Origin of the sequence: Tardiphaga sp. 862_B3_N4_1, assembly GCF_051811085.1 — a bacterium.
Lineage (GTDB): Bacteria > Pseudomonadota > Alphaproteobacteria > Rhizobiales > Xanthobacteraceae > Tardiphaga > Tardiphaga robiniae.
Map to the genome: position 1 here is coordinate 2,459,360 of NZ_JBPWQB010000002.1, position 13,833 is coordinate 2,473,192.

General features: G+C 62.4%; 10 protein-coding genes. All 10 read left to right on the forward strand.

Features of this window, described 5'->3' with window-relative positions; all coding sequences use genetic code 11:
• Positions 1–52: 52 nt before the first annotated feature.
• The 10 genes from AB8B02_RS28910 (at position 53) to AB8B02_RS28955 (ending at position 13,719) form a co-directional block, all read left to right on the forward strand.
• Entirely contained in the window at positions 53–1,399 is a 1,347-nt protein-coding gene (locus AB8B02_RS28910; RefSeq protein ID WP_089262608.1) for an MFS transporter, read from the forward strand.
• Positions 1,400–1,511: 112 nt separating this feature from the next.
• A complete protein-coding gene (locus AB8B02_RS28915; protein ID WP_093759640.1) occupies positions 1,512–2,618 on the forward strand; it encodes an efflux RND transporter periplasmic adaptor subunit in 1,107 nt (368 codons plus the stop codon).
• A gap of 27 nt (positions 2,619–2,645) precedes the next feature.
• Positions 2,646–5,786, forward strand: a complete 3,141-nt coding sequence (locus AB8B02_RS28920; protein WP_439065854.1) for an efflux RND transporter permease subunit — start codon at positions 2,646–2,648, stop codon at positions 5,784–5,786.
• Positions 5,787–5,805: 19 nt separating this feature from the next.
• Positions 5,806–6,405 carry a TetR/AcrR family transcriptional regulator gene (locus AB8B02_RS28925; RefSeq protein WP_093759638.1) on the forward strand — a complete coding sequence of 200 codons (600 nt, stop codon included), beginning with the start codon at positions 5,806–5,808 and terminating at the stop codon, positions 6,403–6,405.
• 36 nt (positions 6,406–6,441) lie between these two features.
• Positions 6,442–7,065 (forward strand): flavin reductase family protein, encoded by a 624-nt coding sequence (locus tag AB8B02_RS28930; protein WP_439062100.1) that lies wholly within the window; start codon positions 6,442–6,444, stop codon positions 7,063–7,065.
• A gap of 236 nt (positions 7,066–7,301) precedes the next feature.
• Positions 7,302–9,578 carry an acyl-CoA dehydrogenase gene (locus AB8B02_RS28935; RefSeq protein ID WP_439065855.1) on the forward strand — a complete coding sequence of 759 codons (2,277 nt, stop codon included), beginning with the start codon at positions 7,302–7,304 and terminating at the stop codon, positions 9,576–9,578.
• A 13-nt stretch (positions 9,579–9,591) separates the two neighbouring features.
• The gene (locus tag AB8B02_RS28940; protein WP_120289093.1) at positions 9,592–10,875 is read left to right on the forward strand and encodes an acetyl-CoA C-acetyltransferase; all 1,284 of its coding nucleotides are present in this window, start codon (positions 9,592–9,594) and stop codon (positions 10,873–10,875) included.
• Between the two features lie 7 nt (positions 10,876–10,882).
• Positions 10,883–12,979, forward strand: coding sequence for a 3-hydroxyacyl-CoA dehydrogenase NAD-binding domain-containing protein (locus AB8B02_RS28945; RefSeq protein WP_439065856.1), 2,097 nt, complete (start codon positions 10,883–10,885; stop codon positions 12,977–12,979).
• 27 nt (positions 12,980–13,006) lie between these two features.
• The gene (locus AB8B02_RS28950; protein WP_120288335.1) at positions 13,007–13,438 is read left to right on the forward strand and encodes an acyl-CoA thioesterase; all 432 of its coding nucleotides are present in this window, start codon (positions 13,007–13,009) and stop codon (positions 13,436–13,438) included.
• Between the two features lie 86 nt (positions 13,439–13,524).
• Positions 13,525–13,719, forward strand: a complete 195-nt coding sequence (locus tag AB8B02_RS28955) for a hypothetical protein (RefSeq protein WP_093759633.1) — start codon at positions 13,525–13,527, stop codon at positions 13,717–13,719.
• The last annotated feature ends 114 nt before the right edge of the window (positions 13,720–13,833 follow it).

Sequence of the window (13,833 nt, forward strand, 5' to 3'; positions counted from 1 at the left end):
ACAGCGCGGCCCGCAGAGGCCGTCGCCGACAACAAGCGACCGGGAGTGAACCATGAGCCAGACCGCCGTCGGCGCGCGCGCCACGCGCAGCGCGAAATCCGACATCGAAACCTCGACCATCCGCGCCATTTCCTGGCGGCTGATCCCGTTTCTGGTGCTGGCTTATTTCCTGGCCTATCTCGACCGCGTCAATCTTGGCTTCGCCGCGCTCACCATGAATGCCGAGCTGAATTTCTCGCCCACCGTTTTTGCGTGGGGCGCCGGCATCTTCTTCATCGGCTACTTCATTTTTGAAGTTCCCAGCAATATCGCGCTGGAGAAATTCGGCGCCAGCCGCTGGATCGCGCGCATTATGGTGAGCTGGGGCATCATCTCCGCACTGATGGCGATCGTCAGTGGCCCGTGGAGCTTCTACACGCTGCGCTTTCTGCTCGGTGTCGCTGAGGCCGGCTTCTTCCCCGGCATTATCCTCTATCTCACTTACTGGTTTCCGGCCGAATATCGCGCGCGTTTCCTCGCCGCCTTCGCGATCGCGGTGCCCGTATCCACGGTGATTGGCGCGCCGATCTCCGGCATGCTGCTGGGGCTCGACGGCGTCATGGGCCTGAAAGGCTGGCAGTGGCTGTTCATCATCGAAGGGATTCCTTCGGTCATTCTTGGCGTCGTCACCTGGTTCTATCTCACCGACAAGCCTGAAAAGGCCGAATGGCTGACGCCCGACCAGAAGATGTGGCTGTCCGACAAGCTGGAAGGCGAGCGTCTCGCCAAGGAGAGCGCCCATGGCATGACGCTAGGGCAGGCGCTGTCATCGCCGAAGGTGCTGATGCTGAGCGTGATCTATTTCGGCTTCGTCGGCGCGCTCTATGGCATGCAGTTCTGGCTGCCGCAGATCGTGAAGGCGTTCGGCTTCACCAACCTGCAGACCGGTTTCGTCACCGCGATCCCCTATCTGTTCGGCTCCATTGCCATGGTGCTGTGGGCTCAGCATTCCGACAAGACCCGCGAGCGCGTCTGGCATGTCGGCCTGCCGCTGCTGCTGACCGCCGTGGCGCTCGCGCTGTCCGGCATCTCCACCAATCCGACCCTGACCATGGTCGCGCTGACGGTCGCTGCGATCGGCGTGTTCTGCACCTTCGCACTGTTCTGGACGCTGCCGACGGCGTGGCTGAGCGGCACGGCGGCGGCCGGCGCCATCGCGTTGATCAATTCGATCGGCAATCTCGCGGGCTTCGGCGGTCCCTATCTGATCGGCTGGGTCAAGGAATTGACCGGCAGCACCTCGACCGGGCTTCTGGTCCTGGCGGCCATGCCGCTGGTGGCCGGAATCCTTGTGCTGGTCGGCAATCACGGGACAGCAACGGAGTTCGCAGCTACCGGCAAACCGGCACGGGTGAAATAAGGCCGTGATGCGGTGCGGCAATCTGGCGAAATCGTGATCACTGACGAATATTGACATTCGTCAGTGATCACGCCTAAGTTCCCTTCGAACATTCATTCGAAGGACGCTCGTGATGCTCGGCCACACCAAAGTCAGCGCTTTCCGCAAGCCATTCGCCGCTGCGCTCCTGCTGATCCCGGCCCTTGCTCTGGCCGGCTGCGGCAAGAAGACCGAGGCGGAAGCCAAGCCGACCCGCCCCGTGCTGGTCGCGACCGTGCATTACGAGCCGGAATCGCCGCAGCGCAGTTTCGTCGGCACCATCCGCCCGCGGATCGAGACCGATATGGGCTTCCGGGTCACCGGCAAGGTCGCCAAGCGCCTCGTGGAGGTCGGCCAGAACGTCGAGATCGGCCAGCCACTGGCGACCCTCGACGAGGTCGATCTGAAGCTGCAGGCCGAGCAGGCGGTCGCCGAACTCAACGCATCCACGGGCGTGCTGGCCAATGCCACCGCAGCCGAGGGCCGCGCCACCGAACTGCGCGCCAAGGGCTGGTCTACCCAGGCACAGCTCGATCAGGCCAAAGCCACAGGCGACGAAGCCCGTGCACGTCTCAATCGCGCCGAGCGCTCGGTCGAACTCACCAAGAACAGCCTCTCTTATGCGACGCTGATCGCCGACACCCGCGGCGTTGTCACCGCGACGCTGATCGATGCCGGTCAGGTCGTCGCCGCCGGGCAGGCCGCGATCCGTGTCGCGCGTTTCGGCGAGAAGGAGGCGGTGGTTTCCATTCCGGAAACGCTGGTTGGCCGCGCCAAGGAAGGCAAAGCCAGCGTGACGCTGTGGTCCGAGCCCGGCAAGCAATATGCCGCCAAGCTGCGTGAACTTGCGCCCAATGCCGACACCGCGACGCGCACTTATCTCGCCAAGTTCTCGCTGCCCGAGGCCGACGACAAGGTGTCGCTCGGCATGACGGCGACGCTGACGCTGTCCGATCCCGCCACCGAACGCGTTGCGCGCGTGCCGCTCTCGGCGCTGTTCAGTCAGGGCAACAACCCTTCGCTCTACGTCGTGAGCGCATCGGGCGACGTCGCGCTGCAGCCGGTCAAGGTGAAGTCCTATGAGAGCAACGACGTCATCATCTCAGGTGGCGTCGATGAAGGTGCCAAGATCGTGACGCTGGGCGTGCAGAAGCTCGACCCGGCGCTGAAGGTTCACGTCGTCTCCGCATTGTCGTTTTAAGACGCTCGCATTCAAAGGACGAAGCCGATGCATCGCTTCAACCTCTCCGCCTGGGCCGTCGCTCATCCGGCACTGATTTTGTTTCTGATCATCGCGCTCGGTGTCGGCGGCTTCTTCTCTTACGAGAAGCTCGGCCGTGCCGAAGATCCATCTTTCACGGTGAAGGTCGTTAACGTCACGGCGATCTGGCCGGGGGCGACCGCCAAGGAAATGCAGGAGCAGGTTGCAGATCCCATCGAGAAGAAGATGCAGGAACTGCCTTACTTCGAAAAGGTGCAGACCTATTCGAAGCCGAACTTCACGGCGCTGCAGGTCACGTTCAGGGATAACGCGCCCGCCAAGGAAGTACCGTTCCTGTTCTATCTGTTGCGCAAGAAGCTCGCCGACGTGCAGGGCAGCCTGCCCGCCAATCTGATCGGGCCGACGGTCAATGACGAGTTCAGCGACGTCGATTCCATTCTCTACATGATGACCGGCGACGGCGCCGACTTCAAACAGTTGAAGGTGGTCGCCGAAGGCCTGCGCCAGCGCCTGTTGAAGGTGAAAGGCGTCACCAAGGTCAATCTCTACGGTACGCAGGATGAGCGCATTTTCGTCGAATTTTCCCACGCCAAGCTGGCGACGCTCGGCATCACGCCGCAGACGCTGTTCGACTCGCTGGCCAAGCAGAACGCGATCCAGCCGGCGGGCACGGTGGAAACCTCGTCGCAGCGCGTGCCGCTGCGCGTCACCGGTGCACTTGATGGCGCCAAAACCGTCGCGGAGACGCCGGTCGAGAGTAACGGGCGCACGTTCCGCCTCGGCGATATCGCGACGGTCAGCCATGGCTTCGTCGATCCGCCGGATTTCAAGGTCCGGCAGAAGGGCCAATACGCACTCGGCATCGGCGTGGTGACGGCGAACGGCGCCAACATTCTTGAACTCGGCAAGGACGTCGAAAAGGCCAAGAACGAGTTCATGGTCGCCGTCCCGCAGGGCGTCAATGTCGAGCAGATCGCCGATCAGCCGCTGGTGGTCGAACACGCCGTTGGCGAATTTACGCACTCATTCATCGAGGCCCTGGCGATCGTGCTGTTCGTCAGCTTCCTTGCGCTCGGCTGGCGCACCGGCATCGTGGTAGCGCTGTCGGTGCCGCTGGTGCTCGGTATCGTCTTCATGGTCATGAATGCGATGGGCATGGACCTGCATCGCATCACGCTCGGCGCGCTGATCATCGCGCTCGGCCTCCTGGTCGACGACGCGATCATCGCGGTCGAGATGATGGTGGTGAAAATGGAGCAGGGCTGGGACCGCGTGCGCGCGGCGTCCTTCGCCTGGGAATCGACGGCGTTTCCGATGCTCACGGGCACGCTCATCACGGCCGTCGGCTTCCTGCCGATCGGCTTCGCCAATTCCGCGGTCGGCGAATATGCCGGTGGCATCTTCTGGGTGGTCGCGATTGCGCTGATCGCTTCATGGTTCGTCGCGGTGATCTTCACGCCCTATATCGGCGTGAAGCTGCTGCCGAACTTTGCTGCCCACGGCAAGGCCCATCACGATCCGCATGCGGTCTATGAGACGCGCATCTATCGCGGTCTGCGCAGTGTCGTGCAGTGGTGCGTCACGCACCGCATCAAGGTGGTGGCTGCCACGGTCGGTATCTTCATCGCCGCCATCGTTGGTTTCGGCCATGTCCAGCAGCAGTTCTTCCCGCTGTCTGAGCGCCCCGAACTGTTCCTGCAGCTGCGCCTGCCGGAAGGCACGGCCTTTGGCGTTACCGAAAAGGCGGTCAAGGACGCCGAGAAGCTGCTCAAGGACGACAAGGACATCTCCACCTATACGGCCTATGTCGGCCGCGGCTCGCCGCGCTTCTGGCTCGGCCTCAATCCGCAGCTCCCGAACGAGGCCTTCGCCGAGATCGTGATCGTGTCCAAGGATGTCGAGGCACGCGAGCGCATCAAGTCCAAGATCGAGAAGGCCGTCGCCGATGGCCAGCTGCCGGAAGCACGCGTGCGCGTCGATCGCTTCAATTTCGGTCCGCCGGTCGGTTTCCCCGTCCAGTTCCGCGTCATCGGGCCGGATACCGCGACCGTGCGGGATATAGCCTACAGGGTGCGCGAAGTAATGCGCGCCAACAAGAATATGGTCGATCCGCAGCTCGACTGGAACGAACAGACGCCTTCCCTCAGGCTGGTGGTCGACCAGGATCGCGCCCGCGCCCTCGGCCTGACGCCGCAGGAGTTGTCACAATCCCTGGCGATGCTGATCTCCGGCGCGTCGGTCACGAACGTGCGTGACGGTATCGAGAAAGTGGGTGTCGTTGCCCGGGCCGTGCCGTCGGAACGCCTCGATCTCGGCCGTGTGGGCGATCTCACCATCATCTCGCGCAACGGCGTTCCGGTGCCGCTGTCGCAGGTGGCGAAGATCGAATACGCCCATGAGGAGCCGATCCTCTGGCGCCGTAACCGCGACATGGCGATCACCGTGCGCGGCGACGTCGTCGACGGCGTGCAGCCGCCGGACGTCACCAACCAGATTTGGCCGCAGTTGCAGCAGATTCGCGACAGCCTGCAGCCGGCCTATCGCATCGAGATCGGCGGCGCAGTGGAGGAATCCAGCAAGGGCAATGCCTCGATTGCCGTACTGTTTCCGCTGATGATGATCATCATGCTGACGCTGCTGATGGTGCAGTTGCAGAGCTTCTCGCGCCTGATCCTGGTGTTCCTGACGGCGCCGCTCGGCATCGTCGGCGCCTCTTTGGCGCTGAACGTTGCCAACAAGCCGTTCGGCTTCGTGGCATTGCTCGGCCTGATCGCGCTGGCGGGTATGATCATGCGCAACGCCGTTATTCTGGTGGATCAGATCGAAACCGACGTGCGGCACGGCCTGACCCGCCGCGAAGCCATCGTCGAGGCGACCGTGCGCCGTGCGCGTCCGGTCATCCTGACGGCGTTGGCCGCCATTTTGGCGATGATCCCGCTGTCGCGCTCGGCCTTCTGGGGCCCGATGGCGGTCACCATCATGGGTGGATTGTTTGTGGCGACGTTCTTGACGTTGTTGTATCTCCCGGGCCTCTATGCCCTATGGTTTCGCAAGAGCCTGGATGAACGCGGATCGGGTGAGGATGTGGATCATCACGCACCGCACCATCACGACAAGCAACAGGCCTTTCCGCTTGCTGCCGAATAGCTAAAGACTGTTATCCGAGATGACTCTGATTTCTGAACACGTCGAAGCCGATATGCGGGGCCGCATCGTTGTGGTCGCGGAAAAGCTGTTTCGTGAAATCGGCTACCAGAAGACCACCGTCGCCGACATCGCGAAGGTGCTGCGGATGTCACCGGCGAACGTCTATCGTTTCTTCGATTCGAAGAAGTCGATCATCGCGGCTGTGGCGCAGCGGTTGATGGGGGAAGTTGAAGAGGCCGCTGGAGCGATTGCTGAAAATCCGCAGCCGGCCGCCGCGCGGCTCCGCGAACTGCTGACGTCGATCCATGAGATGAATGCCGAACGCTATGTCGGCGATGCCAAGCTGCATGAGATGGTCGCCATCGCCATGGAAGAGAGTTGGGATGTCTGCACTGCTCATATGGAGCGCATCACCGTTACCATCGGCGGTGTCATCGCGGACGGTGCTGCCAAGGGTGAGTTTCAGGCTCCGGACGTCGAATTGGCAGCCATGTGCGCCTGCACCGCCATGATGCGCTTCTTTCACCCGCAGATGATCGCGCAATGTGCGACGAAACCTGGCCCGACCCTGGACCAGATGATCGACTTCGTTCTTGCCGGGTTGGCCCCGCGGGGCTAGACGATCTCTCTGACGTCAATTCAGGGGATCTTCCGCGTGACCGCATTCGATCTGCATTCTTACGAGCCCGTCAACGGCCACGGCCTCAAGCACGATCCCTTCAATGCCATCATCGGTCCGCGTCCGATCGGGTGGGTCTCCTCCCGGGATGCCAATGGCCACGTTAATCTGGCGCCATACAGCTTCTTCAACGCCTTCAACTACACGCCGCCGCTGATCGGCTTTTCCAGCATCGGGATCAAGGACTCCGCCCGCAACATGCAGGCGACGAAGGAATTCGTCTGGAATTTGGCCACCATGGATCTGGCCAAGCAGATGAATGCCACGGCGGCGCATGTCGGCCCGGAAGTCGATGAATTCGAGATCGCCGGCCTGACGCCGGTGCCGAGCAAGCTGGTGAACGTACCTCGTGTCGGCGAGAGCCGGGTCGCTTTCGAATGCAAGGTGACCCAGATCATCGAACTCAAGGGCGCGAACGGTGCCTCGGCCAACGCCTTCCTCACCATGGGTGAGGTCGTCGCCGTGCATATCGACAAGACCCTGATTGTGGACGGCGTCTATCAGACTGCATTGGCTGGCCCGATCCTGCGCGCCGGCCGCCGCGGCGACTATTTCCACATCAAGCAGGACGCCATGTTCGAGATGAACCGGCCGGACTGAGGCCGGCTATTCTTCCGGCATTTCGGTCGCGCGACCACTGGTCACGCGGCGGGAAATCGCCTTTCGGGAACCGTTGCGGTATCCTGTCGTTAATGATGGCTCGATGCTGTCAAATTTCGCTTGAATTTCAATGCGAAAGCTAAGGTGACACCGACACCGTCCCGCTAAGAGCGTCTGCCTTTTGGCGCCCGTGGTCCGCCCGGACTGCTGGTCGTCTCGATTGAGAGGAAGCCTCCATGAGCTCGTCCAGCTTGCGCCGTGATTATCTCACCAAGCCGATCTTTGGCTGGGCCAAGGGCGTGCTACCGAAAATGTCGGATACCGAGCGCGAGGCGCTGGAAGCCGGCGACGTCTGGTGGGATGTGGATCTGTTCACCGGCAATCCGGACTGGGCCAAGCTGCTCGCCGTCAAGCCGGCCACACTGACCGACGAAGAACAGGCCTTCATGACCGGACCTGTCGATCGTCTCTGCGAGATGATCGACGACTGGAAGATCAATTGGGAATTGCGCGATCTGCCGCCGGACGTCTGGGAGTTCATCAAGCGCGAAAAGTTCTTCGGCATGATCATTCCGAAGGAATTCGGAGGTCTCGGCTTCTCGCCTTATGCGCATTCGGAAGTGGTGCGCAAAATTTCGTCGCGGTCGGTGGTCGCCGCCGTCACCGTGATGGTGCCCAACTCGCTCGGCCCCGGCGAACTGCTGATGAAGTTCGGCACCGACGCGCAGCGCCAGCGCTGGCTGCCGCGCCTTGCCGATGGACGCGACATTCCCTGTTTCGGCCTCACCAGCCCGGAAGCGGGCTCGGACGCGGCCTCGATGACCGACAGCGGCATCATCTGCAAGGGCACGTTCGAAGGCCAGGAGGTTCTGGGCCTGCGCCTCAACTGGCACAAGCGCTACATCACGCTCGGCCCGGTCGCGACGCTGATCGGTCTCGCCTTCAAGGCCTATGACCCCGATCACCTCGTGGGCTCTCAGGATGAGCTTGGCATCACGGTTGCGCTGATCCCGCATGATCTTCCGGGCGTCGAGATCGGCCAGCGCCATCTACCGTCGATGCAGGTGTTCCAGAACGGCCCGAACTGGGGCCGCGACGTTTTCATCCCGCTCGACTACATCATCGGCGGTCAGGAGCGGCTTGGTCAGGGTTGGAAGATGCTGATGTCGGCGCTCGCCGCCGGCCGTGGCATCTCATTGCCGTCCCTGTCTGCGGCCGGTGCCGCCTATGCCGCGCGCACCACTGGTGCCTATGCCCGCATCCGCGAACAGTTCAACATTTCGATCAGCAAGTTCGAAGGCATCGAGGAGCCGCTCGCCCGCATCGCCGGCACGGCCTATCTGCTCGATGCCGCACGGCGCCTGACCTCGGCGGCGCTCAATCAAGGCCATCATCCCGCGGTTATCTCCGGCATCATGAAGCTGCATGCCACCGAGCGTATGCGCCTGGCCATCGATGATGCCATGGACATCCATGGCGGCAAGGCTGTGATCGACGGACCGCAGAATTATATGGGCAATCTCTATCGCGCGGTGCCGGTCGGCATCACGGTGGAAGGTGCCAACATCCTGACGCGCAATCTCATCGTGTTCGGGCAGGGCGCCATCCGCGCGCATCCTTATCTGCTGCAGGAAATGAATGCGCTCGGCGATCCCGACAAGGCGAAGGGCTTAGAGGCCTTCGACACTGCGTTCTGGAAACATATCGGCCATAGCGTCACCACGCTGTTCCGCGCCTGGGGCCGCTGCTGGACCGGTGGCGTATTCGCGCCTGCGCCGGATGCCGGCGATGCCACACATTTCTATCGCCAGCTCTCGCGTTATTCCTCGGCCTTCGCATTGTGCGCCGACATGGCGTTGCTGACGCTGGGCGGAGCGTTGAAGCGCAAGGAAATGCTGTCGGCGCGGTTCGGCGATATTCTCTCCGAGCTTTATCTGCTCTCGGCTGCGCTGAAGCGCTGGGAGGACGAAGGCCGCCAGCAGGACGACCTGCCGGCGCTTGAATGGTGTATGGCGTCCGGCTTCAAGACCATCGAGAACCGCTTTGCGGAGATTCTGGCCAACCTGCCGAACCGCTTTGTCGCCGGCATCCTCAAATTCATCGTGCAGCCATATGGTGCATCGGTGCTCGGGCCTTCGGACCGCGTGGTGCATCGCTGCGCGCAGATGATCCTGGAGCCGTCGGCGACGCGCGATCGCCTGACGCCGGATCTGTCGCATGTGGATGATGACCGCGGTCTCGCGCGGCTTGAGAAGGCGTTCAAACTGGTGACATCGAGTGACGATATTGCCAAGCGCATTCGGACGGCGAAGCTCAAGAACTGGAAGGATGCAGTGACGCAGGGCGTCATCACTCAGGCCGAGGGCGAAAAGCTCGCCGCTGCGCAGGAAGCCGTCAAGCTGGTGATCGAGGTCGATCACTTCGCGCCGGAAGAGCTGTCGCCCGGCTATAAGAAGTCCGATAACGTGCACCAGTTCTTCCAGGAACTTGGTGAGCAGCGGGCAGCAAGCTGATGGCAAGACTTTCATGACAAGACCAGTCTATATCGTCGACGGCAGCCGCACGCCGTTCCTGAAGGCGCGCAGCGGCCCCGGCCCGTTCACCCCTGTCGATCTTGCCGTTCAATGCGGCCGCCCGCTGCTGGCACGGCAGCCATTTGCGCCCGATGCCTTCGATCAGGTGATCCTCGGCTGCGTCAATGTCATCGCGGATGAGATGAACCCGGCGCGCGTCGCAGCACTTCGGCTCGGTATGGGCGAGGCGATGGTGGCCTTCACCGTGCAGATCAATTGTGGCTCCGGCATGCAGTCGATCGACACCGGCTATCGCTACATCCGCGAAGGCAATGCCGATCTGATCCTCGCTGGCGGCGCCGAAGCGCTCAGCCATGCGCCGCTGGTCTGGCCGCAGAACGGCGTGCGCTGGTTCGCCGGGCTTGCCATGGCCAAGGGTGTGCTCGGCAAGGTGGCGGCGATCGCCAAGGCCCGGCCGGCTTATTTCAAGCCGATCATCGGCCTTGAGCGCGGTCTCACCGATCCGATCACCGACCTCAATATGGGCCAGACCGCCGAGAAGGTCGGGCATCTGTTCGGCATCACGCGTGCGCAGGCCGATGCCTATGCCGTCGAAAGCCACAAGCGCCTTGCGCATGCGCAGGAACAGGGCTGGCTGAAAGGCGAGGTTGAGACCGCCTTCGACCGTAAGGGCAATTTCTACGACCACGATGACGGCGTCCGCGCGGATTCGTCGGTCGACAAGCTCGCGACACTGAAGCCGGTATTCGAACGTCCGTGGGGGCAGGTCACCGCGGGCAATTCCTCGCAGATCACCGATGGTGCGTCATGGACGGTCCTTGCGTCCGAAGAAGCGGTGGTGAAACATGGTCTTACGCCGAAGGCGGTGATCGTCGACAGCCAGTGGTCTGCGCTCGATCCGTCGATCATGGGGCTCGGTCCGGTGTTGTCGTCGAACGATCTGTTGAAGCGCAACAGCATGACGATTCAGGACATCGAGACCTGGGAGCTCAACGAAGCCTTCGCCACGCAGGTGCTCGGCTGTCTCGCCGCGTGGAAGGACGAGAAATTTTGCCGCGAGGTGCTCGGCCTCGATGGCGCCGCCGGCGAGATCGATCGTGCCAGGCTCAATGTCGATGGTGGTGCGATCAGCCTCGGCCATCCCGTTGGCACGTCTGGCAACCGTATTGTGCTGCATCTCGTCAATGCGATGAAGCGGCTTGGCACCAAGCGGGGTATCGCTACCGAATGTATCGGCGGCGGCCTCGGTGGCGCGATGTTGATCGAGACGGTGTGAGGGCGTCATGGACAGCAAGATCATGGACGTTCTTGGGGATCGCGTGCTCGAACTCGGGCCGGCTCCCGACACATCTGGCGCTTATCGCCACTTCAAGCTGACGCGCGATGCCGATGGCATCGCGTGGCTGTTGTTTGACCGCGCCGATGCGAGCGCCAATACGCTGTCAGCTGTGGTGCTGGAAGAATTCGATCAGGTACTGAACGCGCTGGAAGCTCAGCGCCCGACTGGCATCGTGGTTCGTTCGGCCAAAACGTCCGGCTTCATTGCCGGCGCCGACGTCAATGAATTTCGCGGCGCCAGCGACCCATTGGAAGTGGAAACGCAGATCAGCCGCGCTCACGCGGTGATCGATCGCTTCGAGGCGCTGAAGATCCCGACGGTGGCCGTCATTCACGGTTTCTGCCTGGGCGGAGGCCTCGAAGTGGCATTGGCTTGCCAGATGCGCATCGCCATCGATGGTGCGCGCTTCGGTTTTCCGGAAGTCATGCTCGGCCTGCATCCAGGTTTGGGCGGCACAGCGCGCTTCACGCATCTGGTCAACCCGATGCAGGCGATGCCGCTGATGCTGACCGGCAAGACCATCGACGCACGCAAGGCGAAAGCGATCGGCCTTGTCGATGCGGTGACTGAGGAACGCCATGTCCGTAACGCCGTGCGCGATGCGGTGTTCGGCAAGCTCAAGCGCGCCAAGCCGAGTGCGCTGATCCCGATCATGAACTTCTCGCCGGTGCGTGGCATTCTCGCCTCGCGCATGGTCGCCGAAGCCTCGAAGGCTGCGCCGCGCGAACATTATCCCGCGCCCTATGCGTTGATCGAGCTGTGGGAGAAGCATGGCGGTGACCGTGCGGCGATGCTCAATGCCGAGAAGGCGTCCTTCGCCCGGCTGATGGTGACGGCGACGGCGCAGAACCTGATCCGCGTTTTCTTTTTGCGCGAGCAGATGAAGAAGCTCGCCGGTGACGGCAACACGATCAAGCATGTCCATGTCATCGGCGCCGGCGCCATGGGCGGCGACATCGCGGCGTGGTGCGCGCATCAGGACATCCGTGTCACGCTCGCCGACATGAAACCTGAACCTATCGCGGGCGCCATCAAGCGCGCCGCCGATCTCTACAGCAAGATCATCCGCAAGCGCACCGATCAGCGTGATACGCTGGATCGCCTGATCCCCGATATGGACGGCGAGGGCGTACGCAATGCCGACCTCATCATCGAGGCGGTGTCGGAGAAGCTCGAACTGAAGCAGAAGGTCTATGCCGGCATTGAGCCGCGCATGAAGCCGGATGCGATCCTCGCCACCAATACATCGAGCATTCCCCTGCAGGATCTGCGCAGCACACTGGCGCGGCCGGAGCGGCTGCTCGGCCTGCACTTCTTCAACCCGGTGTCCCGCCTGCAACTGGTCGAAGTCGTCAGCCATGACGGTGTGGATCAGGATATGCTGAAGAAGGCCACGGCTTTCGTCGGCGCAATTGATCGCCTACCGCTGCCGGTGAAGAGTTCGCCGGGTTTCCTCGTCAATCGCGCGCTCACGCCCTACATGCTCGAGGCGATGATGCTGATGGAGGAGAAAGTCGACAAGGAAACCATCGACGCCGCCGCCGAACAGTTCGGCATGCCGATGGGACCGATCGAGCTGGCCGATCAGGTCGGGCTCGACATCTGCCTTGCCGTAGGCGACATGCTGCGCTCCAAGTTTGGCGACCTGCTGCCGCCGACGCCGGCCTGGCTGCGCGAGAAGGTCAACAAGGGCGAGCTCGGCAAGAAGACCGGCAAGGGCTTCTATACGTGGCGCGACGGCAAGGCCGAGAAGAGCTCCAGCGCGGTCGCAACGGCCCGTCCGACGCAGGAGATGATCGATCGCCTAGTGCTGCCGATGTCCAATGTCTGCGTCGCCTGTCTGCGCGAAGGCATCGTTGACAACCCCGATGTGGTCGATGGCGCAATGATCTTCGGCACCGGCTATGCGCCGTTCCGCGGCGGCCCGCTGAACTATGCGCGGACGCGTGGAACCGAGAATATCACCGCCACGCTGCGCACGCTGGCGGCCCGGTTCGGCGATCGCTTTGCGCCGGATGCCGGCTGGGAAACCTTTAAATGATGACTCAATTTGCGGCAGGCTTTGCTCATGACTGAATCAACGACGCAGCCAGTGACGGGGCTGGATGCGGAACCGACCGGCGATCTCACCATCCGCACGGTGGCGATGCCGGCGGATACCAATGCCAATGGCGATATCTTTGGCGGCTGGCTGCTCAGCCAGATGGATCTTGGCGGCGGCATCTTTGCCGCCAAGGTGGCGAAGACGCGCACGGTCACCGTCGCCATCGAGGCAATGACCTTCCGCAAGGCCGTTCATGTCGGTGATGTCGTGTCCGTGCATGCGGAACTGGTGCGGATGGGCCGCACGTCACTTACCGTGCATATCGAGGCCTGGGTGCTTCGCCGCAATGAAAACGCCCCGATCCTGGTGACCGACGGCAATTTCACCTTTGTGTCCATTGACGAGGTGGGGCGCCCGCAGGTGATCAAACGACCGGATGCGACGATCTCGACCTGAGCAATTCTAAACACCGGCGGGAACGAAATACCTCCTCTGCAGTTAGTGGCCCGGAATATGCATCGCCTATCGCGTAGGGGGCCGCCATGTCAGACACTTACATCATCGAAGTCTCATCGCAGGCTGCCGGCATCGTGGTTCGCGATCCCGGTGGGTACAGGTTCTTCGCCGCGTCTCACCGTTTCAACCCGATGGAAGGCCAACTGTTTCGCAATGCGCGCGAAGCTGAACGCGCTGCCTTTCAATTCGCGCAGGGTATCCAAGCAGCTGTGACGCCCTAGAGGGCGACTCTCTTACGACATCGCAGCGGCGACGCGCATGGCGCCTGCGCCGGTGATGCGTTGACCATTGCCGCTAACACCCGCACCATGGAACCGTTCGTTCCGAGGTGCCCT

Excerpts from the sequence above, each read along its gene's own strand:
- AB8B02_RS28910 (WP_089262608.1), top strand. The coding sequence starts at position 53 with ATGAGCCAGACCGCCGTCGGCGCGCGCGCCACGCGCAGCGCGAAATCC.
- AB8B02_RS28915 (WP_093759640.1), top strand. The coding sequence starts at position 1,512 with ATGCTCGGCCACACCAAAGTCAGCGCTTTCCGCAAGCCATTCGCCGCT.
- AB8B02_RS28920 (WP_439065854.1), top strand. The coding sequence starts at position 2,646 with ATGCATCGCTTCAACCTCTCCGCCTGGGCCGTCGCTCATCCGGCACTG.
- AB8B02_RS28925 (WP_093759638.1), top strand. The coding sequence starts at position 5,806 with ATGACTCTGATTTCTGAACACGTCGAAGCCGATATGCGGGGCCGCATC.
- AB8B02_RS28935 (WP_439065855.1), top strand. The coding sequence starts at position 7,302 with ATGAGCTCGTCCAGCTTGCGCCGTGATTATCTCACCAAGCCGATCTTT.
- AB8B02_RS28940 (WP_120289093.1), top strand. The coding sequence starts at position 9,592 with ATGACAAGACCAGTCTATATCGTCGACGGCAGCCGCACGCCGTTCCTG.
- AB8B02_RS28945 (WP_439065856.1), top strand. The coding sequence starts at position 10,883 with ATGGACAGCAAGATCATGGACGTTCTTGGGGATCGCGTGCTCGAACTC.
- AB8B02_RS28950 (WP_120288335.1), top strand. The coding sequence starts at position 13,007 with ATGACTGAATCAACGACGCAGCCAGTGACGGGGCTGGATGCGGAACCG.
- AB8B02_RS28955 (WP_093759633.1), top strand. The coding sequence starts at position 13,525 with ATGTCAGACACTTACATCATCGAAGTCTCATCGCAGGCTGCCGGCATC.